This window comes from Stenotrophomonas sp. ZAC14A_NAIMI4_1, assembly GCF_003086915.1.
Lineage (GTDB): Bacteria > Pseudomonadota > Gammaproteobacteria > Xanthomonadales > Xanthomonadaceae > Stenotrophomonas.
The window spans coordinates 3,746,400-3,758,732 of record NZ_CP026002.1 but is presented as its reverse complement, the minus strand read 5'-3'; the positions used below and the strand labels follow the sequence as shown (position 1 = coordinate 3,758,732).

13 protein-coding genes are annotated in these 12,333 nt (G+C 66.9%); 8 read left to right on the top strand and 5 right to left on the bottom strand.

Going from position 1 to position 12,333, the window contains the following annotated elements:
• Positions 1–53: 53 nt before the first annotated feature.
• On the top strand, positions 54–1,013 hold the full coding sequence (locus tag C1926_RS17195; protein ID WP_079221243.1) for an acetyl-CoA carboxylase carboxyltransferase subunit alpha: 960 nt from the start codon (positions 54–56) through the stop codon (positions 1,011–1,013).
• Between the two features lie 133 nt (positions 1,014–1,146).
• Here C1926_RS17195 and C1926_RS17190 read toward each other — a convergent pair whose 3' ends face one another.
• On the bottom strand, positions 1,147–1,602 hold the full coding sequence (locus C1926_RS17190) for a CopD family protein (RefSeq protein ID WP_079221242.1): 456 nt from the start codon (positions 1,600–1,602) through the stop codon (positions 1,147–1,149).
• Between the two features lie 189 nt (positions 1,603–1,791).
• On the opposite strand from C1926_RS17190, the gene C1926_RS17185 reads away from it, so the two are divergent.
• Both C1926_RS17185 and phaZ read left to right on the top strand, forming a co-directional pair.
• Entirely contained in the window at positions 1,792–2,382 is a 591-nt protein-coding gene (locus C1926_RS17185) for a class I SAM-dependent methyltransferase (protein ID WP_108760035.1), read from the top strand.
• 93 nt (positions 2,383–2,475) lie between these two features.
• Positions 2,476–3,783, top strand: a complete 1,308-nt coding sequence (phaZ, locus tag C1926_RS17180; protein ID WP_108760034.1) for a polyhydroxyalkanoate depolymerase — start codon at positions 2,476–2,478, stop codon at positions 3,781–3,783.
• A 109-nt stretch (positions 3,784–3,892) separates the two neighbouring features.
• Here phaZ and C1926_RS17175 read toward each other — a convergent pair whose 3' ends face one another.
• Both C1926_RS17175 and C1926_RS17170 read right to left on the bottom strand, forming a co-directional pair.
• Complete coding sequence (locus tag C1926_RS17175; protein ID WP_108760033.1) at positions 3,893–4,870, bottom strand: sensor domain-containing protein; 978 nt, start codon at positions 4,868–4,870, stop codon at positions 3,893–3,895.
• Positions 4,867–5,232 (bottom strand): PadR family transcriptional regulator, encoded by a 366-nt coding sequence (locus C1926_RS17170; RefSeq protein WP_079221238.1) that lies wholly within the window; start codon positions 5,230–5,232, stop codon positions 4,867–4,869. The genes C1926_RS17175 and C1926_RS17170 overlap by 4 nt, the downstream gene beginning before the upstream one ends.
• A 220-nt stretch (positions 5,233–5,452) precedes the next feature.
• Between C1926_RS17170 and C1926_RS21585 the strand changes: the two genes are divergently transcribed.
• Together C1926_RS21585 and C1926_RS17165 are read left to right on the top strand one after the other, a co-directional pair.
• The gene (locus C1926_RS21585) at positions 5,453–5,926 is read left to right on the top strand and encodes a lytic transglycosylase (protein ID WP_159095135.1); all 474 of its coding nucleotides are present in this window, start codon (positions 5,453–5,455) and stop codon (positions 5,924–5,926) included.
• A gap of 131 nt (positions 5,927–6,057) precedes the next feature.
• Positions 6,058–6,960 carry a peptidylprolyl isomerase gene (locus tag C1926_RS17165; RefSeq protein ID WP_108760032.1) on the top strand — a complete coding sequence of 301 codons (903 nt, stop codon included), beginning with the start codon at positions 6,058–6,060 and terminating at the stop codon, positions 6,958–6,960.
• A gap of 67 nt (positions 6,961–7,027) precedes the next feature.
• On the opposite strand, the gene C1926_RS17160 is transcribed toward C1926_RS17165, so the two are convergent.
• On the bottom strand, positions 7,028–7,900 hold the full coding sequence (locus C1926_RS17160) for a DMT family transporter (RefSeq protein WP_108760031.1): 873 nt from the start codon (positions 7,898–7,900) through the stop codon (positions 7,028–7,030).
• Between the two features lie 115 nt (positions 7,901–8,015).
• Here C1926_RS17160 and C1926_RS17155 point away from each other — a divergent pair, with 115 nt between their 5' ends.
• Positions 8,016–8,960 (top strand): LysR substrate-binding domain-containing protein, encoded by a 945-nt coding sequence (locus tag C1926_RS17155; RefSeq protein ID WP_108760030.1) that lies wholly within the window; start codon positions 8,016–8,018, stop codon positions 8,958–8,960.
• Between the two features lie 68 nt (positions 8,961–9,028).
• On the top strand, positions 9,029–9,322 hold the full coding sequence (locus C1926_RS17150) for a hypothetical protein (protein ID WP_079221233.1): 294 nt from the start codon (positions 9,029–9,031) through the stop codon (positions 9,320–9,322).
• A gap of 63 nt (positions 9,323–9,385) precedes the next feature.
• Here C1926_RS17150 and C1926_RS17145 read toward each other — a convergent pair whose 3' ends face one another.
• Positions 9,386–10,180, bottom strand: coding sequence for a DUF4349 domain-containing protein (locus C1926_RS17145; protein ID WP_108760029.1), 795 nt, complete (start codon positions 10,178–10,180; stop codon positions 9,386–9,388).
• Positions 10,181–10,339: 159 nt separating this feature from the next.
• Here C1926_RS17145 and C1926_RS17140 point away from each other — a divergent pair, with 159 nt between their 5' ends.
• The gene (locus C1926_RS17140) at positions 10,340–12,148 is read left to right on the top strand and encodes a DUF885 domain-containing protein (RefSeq protein ID WP_108760028.1); all 1,809 of its coding nucleotides are present in this window, start codon (positions 10,340–10,342) and stop codon (positions 12,146–12,148) included.
• The last annotated feature ends 185 nt before the right edge of the window (positions 12,149–12,333 follow it).

The window sequence follows — 12,333 nt, the reverse complement described above, 5'->3', positions numbered from 1 at the left end:
CCATTGCTGCGCATTCGGCTAGAATTCCCCTCTTCTTTACACGACGGCTTCCGATGAATCCGAACTACCTCGACTTCGAGCAACCCATCGCCGACCTGGAAGCCAAGATCCAGGAACTGCGCAACGCCAGTGCCGGACCGGCGGTCAATGTCGAGGCCGAGGTTCACGCCCTGCAGGACAAGCTGCGCCTGCGCACCGCGCAGATCTTCCGCAACCTGACCTCCTGGCAGGTGCTGCAGCTGGCCCGCCACCCGTCGCGCCCGTACACCGCCGATTACCTGCGCATCATCTTCGATGAGTTCCAGGAACTGGCCGGTGACCGCGCCTTCGCCGACGACAAGGCCATCATGGGTGGCCTGGCCCGCATCAACGGCCGTTCGGTGATGGTGATCGGCCACCAGAAGGGCCGCGACACCAAGGAAAAGATCAAGCGCAACTTCGGCATGCCCAAGCCGGAGGGCTATCGCAAGGCCCTGCGCCTGATGAAGATGGCCGAACGCTTCGGCCTGCCGGTGCTGACCCTGATCGACACCGCCGGTGCCTGGCCGGGCATCGACGCCGAATCGCGCGGCCAGTCCGAAGCGATCGCCCGCAACCTGATGGAGATGGCCGAGCTGAAGGTGCCGGTGATCTGCACGGTGATCGGCGAAGGCGGTTCCGGCGGCGCGCTGGCGCTGGGCGTGGGCGACCGCACCGTGATGCTGGAATACGCGGTGTACTCGACCATCACCCCGGAAGGCTGCGCCTCGATCCTGTGGAAGGATGCCGGCAAGGCCAAGGACGCTGCCGAGCAGCTGGGCCTGACCGCGCCGCGCCTGAAGAGCCTGGGCCTGGTCGACAAGGTGGTGCGTGAGCCGACCGGCGGCGCCCACCGCAACCCGACCCAGATGGCCAAGCGCCTGAAGGCCGTGCTGCTGAACGAGCTGGAAGCACTGGACGGCCTGTCCACCGAGCAGCTGCTGGAGCGCCGCTACACGCGCCTGCGCAGCTACGGCACCTACGAAGCCGCATAAGCCCGGTAGTGCCGGCCGCTGGCCAAACCTGGTAGTGCCGGCCGCTGGCCGGCAACATGCAGGCGATTGCAGAAACGAAAGAGCCGGGCAGATGCCCGGCTCTCTCCGTTTGCGCGTTGACGGCATCCACGCCTCAGAACGGCTTGGCCAGCACCAGCCAGACAATCGGAATGAAGGCCAGCAGCGGAATCTCGTTGATCCAGCGCAGCGCGCGCGAGGACGGCAGCGTGCGGCCCTTGGCCACGCCCTTCAGCAGGCGCCCGGTCCAGATGAAATACACCAGCAGCAGCACCACCAGGCCCAGCTTGGCGTGCAGCCAGCCGGCGCCACCGGGTGCGACCATGGTCGGGAAATCCGGGATGACCTTGTAGCCCAGCCACAGCACCAGGCCCAGCACGAAGGCCAGCCCGAACATCGAATGGCCGAAACGGTACAGGCGCAGGCCCATCAGCTGCAGGCGCTCGCCCACCGCCGGCTGGCCCGCGGTCTCGGCCAGGTTCACCAGGATGCGCGGCAGGTAGAACACGGTTGCCATCCACGCCACCACGAACACGATGTGGAAGGTCTTGACCCAGTAGTAGCTCTGCATGCGCTCGCTCCGGCGGCTGGCGGTGATGGGCGCCCATTGTCGCAGTAGAGCCACCCCGTGGGTGGCTGCCGCGGCCAATTGCCACATCACAGTAGAGCCATCCCATGGATGGCTGCCCACCGCACCATCGCAGCCACGCATGGCGTGGCTCTACTATTACGCTCCGCTTTCATCACCGTGCCCTGCCCCATGGACAAGACCTACGACGCCGCCTACTTCCAACGCTGGTACCGCCGGGCCGATATCGGCGGCAGCGCCCGCCTGGCGCGCAAGGTCGCCCTGGCCGTGGCCACCGCCGAGTACTACCTGGAGCGGCCGGTGCGCAGCGTGCTCGACATCGGCTGCGGCGAAGGCGCCTGGCGCGCGCCGCTGCTGAAGCTGCGTCCAAAAGTCCAATACCTCGGCTTCGACAGCAGCGAGTACGCTGTGCGCCGTTACGGACGCACCCGCAACCTGCACATGGCCAGCTTCGGCGATTTCGCCTGGCTGCGGCCCTGTGCCCCGGTCGACCTGCTGGTGTGCTCGGACGTGATGCACTACGTGCCCGACCGCGAACTGCGCGCTGGCCTGGCCGGCGTGGGCGAGCTGACCGCCGGGGTGGCCTTCCTGGAGACCTTCGCCGCCGAGGATGCGTTCGACGGCGACCACGAGGGCTTCCAGGCCCGGCCGGCGCGCTGGTACCGCCGCGAGCTGGCCCGCCAGGGCCTGCAGGCCGTCGGTTCGCACCTGTGGCTGGGCCCGGGCTTGGCCAGCGAGGCCGCCGCGCTGGAAAAGATGTGAATCCGGATTCATTATTTTTGCCCGACTTAACCTGTGGGACACCCGGATGGGATATGCTGCGCGGCAACATATGACCATACATATTCGGTCGTCATGCTCTATCAACTACACGAACTGACCCGCAACCTGCTCGCCCCCTGGGTGCACCAGGCCCAGGCCAACGCCAAGTTCTTCGCCAACCAGGGCCACTGGTGGTCGCAGATGCCGGGCGCTGATCGCCTGGCGGCGGTCAATGAACTCTTCCATCGCATCGGCAAGGATTACGAGAAGCCCGAATGGGGCATCAACGAAATCGACGTCGAAGGCGAGCGCGTGCCGATCGTCGTGCACGAGGAAGTGAGCAAGCCGTTCTGCAAGCTGCTGCGCTTCAAGCGCCACAGCAACGAAGCCGACCAGCTGCACACGATGCTCAACCAGCCGTTCGTGCTGGTGGTGGCGCCCCTGTCGGGCCACCACGCCACGCTGCTGCGCGATACCGTGCGCACGCTGCTGCGCGACCACCGCGTGTACGTCACCGACTGGGTGGATGCGCGCATGGTGCCGGCCAGCGAAGGTGAGTTCGGGCTGGACGACTACATCGCCTACATCCAGGAATTCATCCGCCACCTCGGCGTCGAACGCCTGCACGTGGTGAGCGTGTGCCAGCCGACGGTGCCGGTGCTGGCCGCGGTTTCGCTGATGGCCAGCCGTGGCGAGCCGACCCCGCGCTCGCTGGTGATGATGGGTGGCCCGATCGATGCGCGCTGCAGCCCGACCGCAGTGAACAACCTGGCCACGCAGAACCCGCTGTCGTGGTTCGAGAACAACGTCATCCACACCGTGCCGGCCAGCTACCCCGGTGCCGGCCGCCGCGTGTACCCGGGCTTCCTGCAGCACGCCGGCTTCCTGTCGATGAACCCCAGCCGCCACTTCAGTTCGCACTGGGATTTCTACACCGACCTGGTCAAGGGCGACCTGGAAGACGCCGACGCGCACCGCACGTTCTACGACGAGTACAACGCGGTGCTGGACATGCCGGCCAAGTACTACCTCGACACCATTTCGGTGGTGTTCCAGGACTTCCTGCTGCCGCGTGGCGAGTGGGTGGTCAATGGCGAGAAGGTCGACCCGTCGGCCATCCGCGATACCGCGCTGCTGAGCATCGAAGGCGAGCTGGATGACATCGCCGGCCTCGGCCAGACCGAAGCCGCGCAGGCGCTGTGCACCGGCGTCGCGGCTGACCGCCGCGAGCATTTCATCGTCGAAGGCGCCGGCCACTACGGCATCTTCAGCGGCCGCCGCTGGCGCGAAGTGGTGTACCCGAAGGTGCGCGATTTCTTCGCCGCCCATGCCGAGGCACCGGCTGCCAAGGCCACGAAGAAGAAGAGCAACGTCACCCCGTTGCGGCGCAAGGCGGGTTGATTCCCTGCCCGGGGTCGGATCCCTTTCCAACGGAAAGGGCTCTGACCCCTGCGTGATCGAACTTGGGGTCAGAGCCCTGTTCTGCGAACAGGGATCCGACCCCAGGCGCTTACAGCCGCACCAGCAGGTGCTTGGCCAGCAGACCGTGCAGCTTGCCGATGCCGCGGGCCAGGTGCATCGTCAGCAGCAGCAGCAGCGCGCCCACCACGGCCAGCACCGGGGTTGCAGCCAGCGGCAGCACGTTGGTGCCGTCGATGTAGATGCTCGGCACGCTCAGGTCGAGCAGCGCCGCCACCGGCGACCAGATGAAGGCCAGCGACACCGACAGCAGGGTGACCGCAATCGTGAAGTAGACCACGCCCAGCGGCAGCATCAGCAGGAAATACAGCAGCGTCAGCCAGGTGCGGCCGTCGGTGAACATATCGCCGATGCGCTGCAGCCACGTGCGGCTGCGGTCGGTGTAGCGCGGCCGGCGCGGCATGCGCTCGCCCAGCAGCGCTTCCACCAGGCGCCCTTCCAGCAAGGCCAGCCCACGCACCGAGCCGAAGAACAGCACGGTCAGCGGTATGCCGATGATCAGGATCATCAGGCCCAGCGACAGCGACAGGCCGGTCACCACCCAGGTGAAGAAGAAGGTGCCCGTGGCCAGCGACAGCAGCATGTAGAACAGTGCGCCGTAGGTGTGCGGATCCATCACCACGCCGAAGAAGCGTGCCGCCAGCGAACGCTGCACCGGTGCGGGTGTCGGCGCGGCTGGTGCCACGCCGCTGGCTTCGGCGGCGGCGCGCAGCACCGGGCTGGTGTCGGCACGCGGCGTGCGCAGCGCGCGGTTCACGGTCACCTCGGTTTCGCGGTAGATCTCCGCCACTTCCGCCGGTGCGCCGTAGCTGCCGGCGACATCGGCGATCACCTCGGCTTCGCTGCGGCCCGGCTGTGCGGCCAGTTCGGAACGCAGGTATTCCTCGGCGTCGTACAGGGCGTCCTGCACCATCGCCGCGTCGGCGCCCTGCAGCGCCGCACGCAGCTGCGCCAGGTACTGGGTGATCGTGGTGGGCAGGCCAGTGCCTGCCAGGTTCTGCTCGTTCATTGCGGTACCCCCTCCAACACGGAATCGACGGAATCGCGGGTGGCCTGCCAGGCCTGGCGCCACTGCGCCAGCACTTCGTGGCCACGTTCATTGATGCGGTAGTAGCGGCGCGGTGGCCCGCTGCTGGACGGCTCGACATGGCTCTCGAGCAGGCCGGCACCCTCCAGGTTGCGCAGCACCGGGTACAGCGCGCTCTGCTTGCCACTCAGCACGCCCTCACCCACGCGCTCCAGCTCCTTGGCGATGAGGTACCCGTACAGGGGCTCCCCCGCCCGGGCCAGCACCGCCAGCAGGGCCAGCGACACCGTTCCGGCGCTGAGCTCCTTCTGGAACTTCTTCAGGTGGACGTCGTCTTCGGTCATGACCGGCCCTCCACTATGTTGGAGTCAACAGTAGTGCGAAGTCCGGTATAGCGAATGTGTCGTTAGTCACCCTGCCGGTTGGTGTGGGGCGACTGACCACTTGGCCGGGACGCCCGTTCGCTTGCTTGCCCCTCTTCGAGCCGCGGCATACCGTCGGCTTTCGAGAGCGCAGCGTCTGATCCAGCCTCTGCAAGCAAGATGATCCCGGGAATGCCCACTTATGACAGAGCTTCACTATTGCGACTTCTGGTTTTCTGCGAAGAAGTCCGCGCGAAACATAATCAGTGAATCCGAGGCCAGATCGAGACATGAGAGCCAGGCTCGCTACACGGTTCTCGTTGGCTCCCCCACCACGCCATCAGCAATTGTCGATGTGCTGTTGGACAAAGAAATGATTGGCGTCGACTTTCTGGATGAACATCTAAGGGAGCGCCTGACGTATCAGTTCCAGCAGGTAGCACCGGGAAATCTGTTCCTGAGCATGGCGGTACATAGAACGTTCGCTGAGAAAAGTGACAGCATTGCAGAAGGAACCAGCTACCTCTTCAATGAAGATGGGCGGCTCACGATAACCAGGGAGACTTTCTCGCCTCATCATCTGGAAGAGTCTTCAACTACGCATGATCCAACAGACAACTATGAGCCTGTTCCTATCTTCGGCCATTACTCTGGTCTAATTGCAGAAGAAAGATAAACGCTGATGCCAGACCGATTGGATCGTCCCAAAAGGCGGCGCGCAGGCTGACGCGAATGCCCCGCATGTCACTTGGCGATACGGTATCTCGTCGCGCAGAATCGAGGCCTCGTTCATGTTCCGGGGTTCCCATGTCGCACCGCCGTCGCCTTGCCCTGACCGCCCTTGCCCTCGCCTGCCTGCTGCCCGCCCTGGCCAGCGCGGCCACGCCGTACCGCAGCCCGCAGCAGATCCTCGATGCGTCGGCGGCCAGCGACTGGCGCACGCCGGACCCGGCCAACCTGCTGTACATGGACCTGCCGGCCGGGCGGGTCATCATCGAGCTCGCGCCGCAGTTTGCTCCGCGCCATGTGGCCAACATCCAGACCTTCGCCCATGAGCACTTCTGGGATGGCACCAGCATCTACCGCTCGCAGGACAATTTCGTGGTGCAGTTCGGCGATGCCGACGCCGATGACGCGGCCAAGGCCAAGCCGTTCGGCAGCGCCGCGCGCAAGTTGCCGGCCGAATTCGAGCGCGCCAGCGCCGGCCTGAAGGTGGGCGTGCTGCCCGACCGAGATGGCTGGGCAGCGCAGACCGGTTTCGTCGAGGGCTTCCCGGTGGGCCAGGATCCGCAGGCCGGCAAGGCCTGGCTGGCACACTGCTACGGCATGCTCGGTGCCGGCCGCAGCAATGAAGAAGACAGCAGCATCGGCGCCGAACTGTACGTGGTGACCGGGCAGTCGCCGCGCCAGCTGGACCGCAACATCACCTTGGTCGGCCGCGTGCTGAAGGGCATGGAACTGCTCAGCGCGATCCCGCGCGGGCCGGCGCCGATGGGCTTCTATGAAGACCCGAAGCTGCGCACGCCGATCGTCTCGATCCGCCGGGCGAGCGATGTGCCCGCAGCCGAGCGCACGCCGATCCAGGTGCTGCGCACCGATTCGAAGACCTTCGCCGATACGGTGGAAGCACGCCGCAACCGCGTGGATGACTTCTACAAGCGCCCGGCCGGGCATATCGACCTGTGCAATATTCCGGTGCCGGTGCGGTAGCGCCGGGCCATGCCCGGCGAGCGCAGCGGAGAGCATCCACGCGTGGCGTGGATCTACTGCAGAGCCGTCAGCCCTTCTGGCTGACGGCCACGCTGCCGAGGATCAGGCCGCCGGCAATCAGCATCTGCAGGGTCACCGGTTCGTCGAGGAACAGCCACGCGAATGCGGCGCCGAACAGCGGAATCAGATAGGTCACCGTCGACGCGCGCGAGGGGCCGATGCGGCCGATCAGACGGTAGAACATCAGGAAGGCCAGGCCGGTGCACGCCACGCCCAGCGCGATCGCTGCGCCCCAGGCCTTGCCCGGAATTGCGGCCTGCGGCCAATGCGTCACCGCCATCGGCAGCATCCACAGCGAGGCACAGCCCAGCGTTGCCGCCGCCGCTGCAGCCGATGGCAGGCCGGTCATGTGCCGCTTCACCAGGTTCACGCCGAGGCCGTACAGCAGCGAGGCGGCCGCGCCGGCCAGCACCGCCATGCCGATGCTCAGGCCGGACACTTTGGCCGTGGCCAGCACCACCACACCGGCAAACCCGACCAGCAGCGCGCCGGCACGGCGCACGCCGATCTTCTCGCCGAAGAACAGGAAGGCGATCAACGCGGCAAACAGCACCGTCATCGCGTTGCAGATGGCGCCGATGGCCGCTGGCGCCTGCTCGGCCGAATAGGCGAACAGCACGAACGGCAGCGCTGAGTTGATCAGGCCGATCGGCGCCAGCCACAGCCAGCGGCGCGGCGGGAACTGCGCGCGGGCACGCCACAGGAACGGCATCAGTACCAGCGCGCCCAGCACCAGCCGCACCTCCACCAGCGCGAATGGGCCGAACGAGGGCACGGCCACGCGCATGAACAGGAACGAGCAGCCCCAGATCGCACCCAGCAGGGTCAGCTCCAATGGGGTGCGCCAATCGCGCTCAGCCACCTGCGGTACCGCGTTCATGCCCTGCCTCCGTCCTGCGCCTGCGCTGTGTCTGGGCCGACAGGATCGTCCGCAGACGCCCGCTGCACAAGCGCGTAGTATCGCTGCCAGCCACAAATATGGTTTGAGGCTCGACATGCAGCTACGCCCTTCCCTGCTCCCCGCACTGGCCGTGTTCGCGGTGGCCGCGCGCCACCAGAACTTCGCACAGGCCGCCCAGGAGCTGCACCTGACTGCCAGCGCGGTCAGCCACCACGTGCGCCGCCTGGAGGAGGTGCTGGAGGTGCGCCTGTTCCTGCGCCATGCGCGCGGGGTGCGCCTGACCGCCGAGGGCCGGCAGCTGGCCGACGCCGCCAGTGCCGCGTTCACCGATGTCGCCGCCGTCGCCCACCACCTGCAACCGGATGCGGACAGCGTGCCGCTGCGCATCACCACCCTGCGCTCGCTGTCGTACTGCTGGCTGCTGCCACGCCTGCCGCGCTTCACCCAGGCGCACCCGCACATCCGCATCGAGCTGCACACCGGCAGCGGCCTGGACCGCTACGACGAGAACGGGCCGGAGGTCGGCATCCGCTACGGGCTGGGCCAGTGGCCGGGCCTGCATGCGCAGCACCTGATGGACGACAACCTGTTCCCGGTGGCCTCACCGGCCCTGCCTGGGGTGGAAGCACTGCAGGACCCCGCGCGCATCGCCGACCTGCCCCTGCTGACCGATCTCTCGCCGCAGGGCTGGCGCGACTGGTTCCGCCATGCCGGCGTGCGGCCGCCCTCGCCCTTGCCGCCCATGCACACTTTCGCCGACAGCACCGATGCGATGCGCGCGGCGGTGTACGGCATGGGCGCGGTGCTGGCGCGTACCCACGTCGCCCAGCCCTACCTGCAGCGCTATGAAGTGGTGCGCCTGCCCGGCCCGGCACTGAAAGCGCGCTACGCCTACTACGTGGTGCATGCCGAAGCGCAGCCGCCCAGCCCGGCCGCACGCGTGTTCATCGACTGGCTGCTGGCCCAGGCGCAGGACGAGCGCACGCCCATCCCCGCCCTGCCCGACAGCCTGCTGGGGCGCCCGCCCACGGCCGGCTGACTGCGCCCTCACCCGGTCTTTTCCCTTCGCTGGCTAGGCTGCAGGCAACCCCACTCTGTGTACCCGCCATGCCAATGCTGCGACTGCGCATCACCGGAACCGAAGACGACGCCCGCGCCATCAGCGACCTGCTGCTGGGCCTGGAAGGCATCGAACATGTCGAAGAAACCGACGACCTGATGCCGCACATGGACGACGATGATTCCAGCTCGGCCGGCCTGTCCGATGACATCGGCCCGGGCATCCACGAACTGGAAGTGGAAGTCGGCAACGAAAGCACCGCGCAGAAGGTGCGCGATGCGGTGCAGGAACTGGCACTGGAACTGGACGTGTTCGTCGAGTACGAGACCGACGAGGGCTGAGGGCTTCGCCGGGCCTGGCCCGGCGTTACCCGTTACCCGTTACCCGTTACCCGTTGCCGGCGCTTACGCCTTGCGGCGCCGCCTGCGCCACAGCGCCAGCCCCACCCAGCCCAGCAGCCACAGCACCACGCCCACGGGCACCAGTGCCGCAACAGCGCGGATGACGAAGGCCACGCTGCTGGTGAACACGCCGCCGAAGTCGCGTACCGCAGCGCCGATCTCGCTGCGCCCGGTTTCGCCCGACGGCGGTTCCAGCTGCACGGTCACCAGCTGCGTATCGATGCGGCGGCGCTGCTGTGCAGCCTCGCGGTTGGCGGCTTCCAGGCCGGCCTCGATTTCCGACATGCGCTGCGAGATGGCCAGCAGGTCGGCCACCTTGACGTCGGCCCGCTGCTGCATCACCGACAGCTTTTCGTATTCGCGCTGCAGGCGGTCCTGCGTGCGGCGGGTGTCGGCCACCTGCTCGGCAAGGTCTTCCGCATCTGTGGACCGGTTGGCAACGTGCCCGTCGCGGCCGGCCAGTGCAATGAACGGCCCCACCCCGTCGGGCGCGAGACGGACGCGGATGCGCGCCTCGTGACGCAGCGCGTCGGGGCGTGGCGTGTAATCGCCTTCGCTCATCTCCAGCAGCGTGCAGTCACCAAACTGGGCCTTCTGGCAGGACTCCACCAGGGCCTGCAGGCGCGGGCCGATGCGTTCGCCGTCCAGTTCAACGCGGACCTCGTGGGTGTAGGCCAGGAACTGACCCTCGCCCTGCTTGATCGCGGCCATGGGTGCGGGCGCGCCACCACCGGGTGCGCGCTCCTTGTTGGCGCAGCTGGCGCCTGCCAGGACCACCAGTGCCAACAGCGCGATCATCGCGCCCCGCCCGGGGAAAACGCTTCTTCCTTGAACCTGCATCTCGTTGCCCTCCTGGGGCGTGGGATTCCTGCCAGCGCCCATGGTAATCCTATGGCAGGGGGACAAAGCGCCCCGCGCGCCCTATGCTCGGGGATTGATCCCAGTACAGGAACGCCGATGCGCCCGCATCTCCTTGCCCTTGCCCTGGTCGCCGCCCTGGCCGGTTGCCAGCCGGCTGACGCCCCGACCAACGGTTCCACCCCGGCCGCCAGCCAGCAGGCCGGCGACGCGGCGGTCGATGCCGCCTTCGCCGACCTGTCCAAGCGTGCGCTGGACACCTGGATGCAGCTGTCCCCGGTCAGCGCCACCCAGATCGGCGACCACCGCTATGACAGCGAGATCGACGACCTGAGCGCGGCCGGCCAGCAGAAGACCGTGGACGCGTACAAGGGCCTGCTCGCCGAGCTGGACAAGATCGACGTGGCCAAGCTGGGCCGCGAGAACCAGGTTGACGCGGCGATCCTGCGCAACCAGCTGGAGTCGGAAATCTGGAACAGCGAGGTGCTGCAGTCCGGCAAGTGGGACCCGCAGCTCTACAACGGCCTGGCCGGCAGCGCGCTGTACGGCCTGATGGCCCGCGAGTTCGCACCGCTGCCCGACCGCCTGAAGTCGGCCACCGCGCGCATGGAAAAGTTGCCGGCGATCTTCGCCCAGGCCCGCGAGAACCTCGACCCGGCACGCGTGCCGAAGATCCACGCCGAGACGGTGGCCAAGCAGAACAAGGGCATCCTCAGCATCGTCGATACCTTCATCACCCCGCATATCGGCGAACTGCCGCAGGCCGACCAGCAGCGCCTGCAGGCTGCCATCGACGGCCTGAAGAAGGCCGTGGACGAACAGCAGGCCTGGCTCGACAAGACCCTGGTGCCGAACGCCAAGGGTGACTTCCGCATCGGTGCGGAAAAGTACGACCAGAAGCTGAAGTTCGCGCTGAATTCCTCGCTGTCGCGCCAGGAGATCGGCGAGCGTGCACGCGCCGAACTCAAGCGCGTGCGCGAGGACATGTACGGCATCGCGCAGACCGTGCTGAAGGACAAGCCGGGCGCACCGGAGATGCCGGCGCAGCCGACCGACGAGCAGCAGCAGAAGGCCATCGAGGCCGCGCTGGAGCTGGCGTACGCCGACAAGCCGGCGCGCGACAAGGTGGTCGACGATGCCAAGGCCGCGCTGGAGCAGTCCACCGCGTTCGTGCGCGAACACGACCTGATGACCCTGCCCGATGCGCCGGTGGACATCATCCTGATGCCCGAGTTCCAGCGCGGCGTGGCCGTGGCCTACTGCGATTCGCCGGGCCCGCTGGACAAGAACCTGAAGACCTTCTACGCCGTCTCGCCGATTCCGGACGACTGGAGCGACAAGCAGGTCGATTCGTTCCTGCGTGAGTACAACTCGCGCATGATCCACCTGCTGAGCATCCACGAAGGCACGCCGGGTCATTACCTGGAAGGCTGGCACTCGGCCAAGTTCCCGTCGACCCTGCGTGCGGTACTGCGTTCGGGCCTGTTTGCCGAAGGCTGGGCGGTCTACACCGAGCGCATGATGCAGGAGCAGGGTTACCTCGACAACGACCCGCTGTTCCACCTGGTGCAGCTGAAGTTCTACCTGCGCACGATCTCCAACGCGATCCTCGACCAGGGCGTGCACGTGGACAACTGGGATCGCGAGAAGGCGATGCACCTGATGACCCACGACGCGTTCCAGCAGGAAAGCGAAGCCTCGGGCAAGTGGGTGCGCGCGCAGCTGACCTCGGCGCAGCTGCCGACCTACTTCGTCGGTGCGCAGGAACACTTCGACACCCGCAAGGCGATGCAGGACAAGCTGGGCGACAAGTTCAACCTGAAGGCCTACCACGACCAGATGCTGTCCTACGGCGCGCCGCCGGTGCGCTTCGCACGGCAGCTGATGCTGGACCAGCCGATCGAGTGATCGATCAGGCGTGAGTTGGAAAAGGTGGGTGCGGACCGTTGGTCCGCACTGCGGATAGGTTCATCCACGCATGGCGTGGATCTACTGCACTCCGGTGGTGGGTGCGGACCGTTGGTCCGCACTGCGGATGGGTTCATCCACGCATGGCGTGGATCTACTGCCCCCGGTGGTGGGTGCGGACCGTT